A 2688-nucleotide genomic window follows, 5' to 3' on the forward strand; every position below is an offset into this window, starting at 1 on the left:
GCCCCGATCCAGCTCGACACCGCCTCGACCATGCTCACCAGCTGGATCGGTGAGACGATCCTCACCACCCAGCGCGACCCCGCCGAGAGCCTCGACCGCCTGACCACCGAACTCGCCCGCCAGGCCCACGAGAAAACCCTGGCCACGATGGCCACGCAAACCCCGCCCGACATGAAGGCCACCATGCCCAGTGGTCTGGCCCGGGCCATGGACCAGTTCGCCGCCGAAAAGAACCCGCTCGGACAGGCCCTCGGCGAGGCCCTCGAAGCCGTACGGCGCGTCATGACCGTGGCCGGCACGGGCTATTGCCGGGACAACCTCAAGGCCCTGAACACTCCCCTGCCCCTGCCCTTTGGCATCGCCGCCGCCAAGGACGGCTCCATGTACCTGGGTTTCGAGCTTTCCGGCGCGGTCCTGCGGGTGGACCCTGCCGGCAACATGCAGGCCCTGTTCGGCATCTGCGCACCGCCGGACCCCGAGATCAACCCACGCATGGCCTTCGAGCGGCTCTTCGTGGGACCGGACGAGCGCCTGTACCTGGCCTCCCGGTGGGGCAAACGGGTCTATCGCTGCAACCTGGACGGTAGCGGGCGCGAGCGACTCGCCGGTGGCGGCACAGCAGCACCGGCCATTGGCCTGAACGGGCGCGAGGCCTCGCTGAGACCACTGACGGCGATCGCCCCGGCGCCCCAGGGAGGCTTCTGGTTAGGGGAAGGCAGCAGCGTGGAGGGCCACAAGCTCTGGCGCCTGGATGGACAGGCGCGGCTTGCCGAGATGATTCCCGCTCCCCTGATCGGGACGACCACCCAGACCATCAGCGCCGTCTGCCAGACGCCCGATGGCGCCGTGTGGGTGATGTCCGGCGGGGCCCTCTGGCGGCGCGAAGGCGAAGGAGACTGGAAGATGATGAGCCTCGCGACGGAACCCTATGACAAGATCTACTCGGCGCTGTTGCCGGATGTCGAGAACAGCGTGCTCGTCACCTTGTCCGACAAGGTCAAACGCCTCCAGCACGTGATCCAGCGGATCTATCCCGACGGTCGCCGGGAACGTTACGCCGGCGCGGGCGAAGCCGGGGTCAACGACGGCCCGGTGGGACGCCTGGAGGCCAGGTTCAACGTGCCGAGTTACATGGCCCGCCGGCCCGATGGCAGCGTGCTGCTCACGGATTACGCCAACGGGTTGGTCCGCCAGATCGCGCCGGGAGGCGAGGTCACGACCGTGATCGGCAGCCGGGCCGCCCGCCAGGAACTGGCGCTGGAATCGGCCCTGAACATCCCGGGCGGGGTCACGCTCGATTCCACGGGCCGCCCCGTGCTGGTGGAAGTGGGGGCTCACACCGTGCGTCGTCTGCAAGACGGGTGGCTCAGCATCATCGCGGGAGGAGAGGCCGGCCGGATCGGCTGGACGGGGCGCGTGAAGGCCAACCAGCTGGATGGCCCCCTCTCGATCGCGCGGGTGGGCGAGGACTTCTTCATCGCCGAGATGAACTCCCGGCGCATCAGCCGGCTCTACGCCAACGGGGAGCTGGAGGTGGTGGCGGGTAATCCGGATGACACGCTGGCGTTCTGGCGCGAGGATATTCCCCTCCAGGCCCGCAACGTTTCGTTCCGCGAGGTGGCGGCGGTGGCTGCCACGCCCGAGGGTTTGCCGGTCTTCTCGGCGGTCATGCAACGTGCCTCCAGCGACACCATGTTGGCGCCCGGTGCAGCCAGTTCCACCAACGCCGTGACGTTCGAACGCTTCAACGCGCTGTGGCGGGTCGAAAAAGACGGCCGCCTGACCCACCTGGCCGGTTCCTCCGCCTCGACCGCCTCACTGGGGCCCCTCGAGGGCCGTGTGGGAGCGAAGAGCGTGCGCATCGGTGCCGCCTTGGGCCTGACGGTGGCCGCTGACGGTCGCATTTTCTTCACGGACCTCATGCGCAACCAGGTGCTCAGCCTCGGCCCGGACGGGATGCTCACGACCGAGGTGGGCAACGGCATCTTTCCAACCCTGGCCAAGATCACCAACGACACCGTGGCCGATGAACGGGATATCCCGGCGCGGGAGGCCTCCTTGCTGCTGCCGACGGGGCTGGCCTTCGATCCGGCCGGTCGCCTCTACATCGCCGAGGTGGGTACGCGCGGCATGGCCCAGTTCGTCGAGGGCACGGGCTTCGACATGGCCAAGCTCATGAATGGCCTCCCGCTCAAAGACCTGGACGGACGCATCCGGCGCCTGGATGCGGATGGCAAGTTGCGCACGCTGGCGGGCCTGGGCCTGTCCACGACCTTCGAGGGGGGCTTCAGCCCGCTGACCATGGTGGTGCGACCGGACGGCGGCAAGCTGGTCTTCGTCGACCTGTACACGGGCAAGCTGAACGAACTCACGCTGGGCCCCTGAATGCCAGGGCGACAAAGCCGACGAAAACAGAGCCCCTCTGCGGGATTTGTTTGGGGTATGAGAGCAGCACACCGACTCGCCGGCCGCCGCCGGATGGCCTGAGGAATTGCATGCGCACCCGGATCAGCTGGTCATTGGCCCTCTCGCTCTGCCTCGCGGCCTGTCAGGGCGGTAACCTGGCCGGACGACCAGCCCCCGCCAAGCCGACCCTGCGCAACCCCGCCGCCGGCGCGGCCGCCGCCAACAAGGCCGGCCTCATCGGAATGGACGGCGCCACCTTGATCGGGCTCGACGGCGCCACCT

The 2688-nt window shown here is 68.4% G+C and carries 2 protein-coding genes; both read left to right on the plus strand.

What is annotated here, in order from left to right; genetic code table 11:
- The coding region (locus VKP62_04910; protein ID MEB3196525.1) for a hypothetical protein at window positions 1-2385 on the plus strand (2385 nt) is incomplete at its 5' end.
- Between the two features lie 110 nt (window positions 2386-2495).
- Window positions 2496-2688, plus strand: a 193-nt coding sequence (locus VKP62_04915; GenBank protein ID MEB3196526.1) for a hypothetical protein, incomplete at its 3' end; no start/stop codon positions are given.

Source organism: Candidatus Sericytochromatia bacterium, assembly GCA_035285325.1.
In the GTDB taxonomy this organism is placed as follows: Bacteria; Cyanobacteriota; Sericytochromatia; order S15B-MN24; family JAQBPE01; genus JAYKJB01.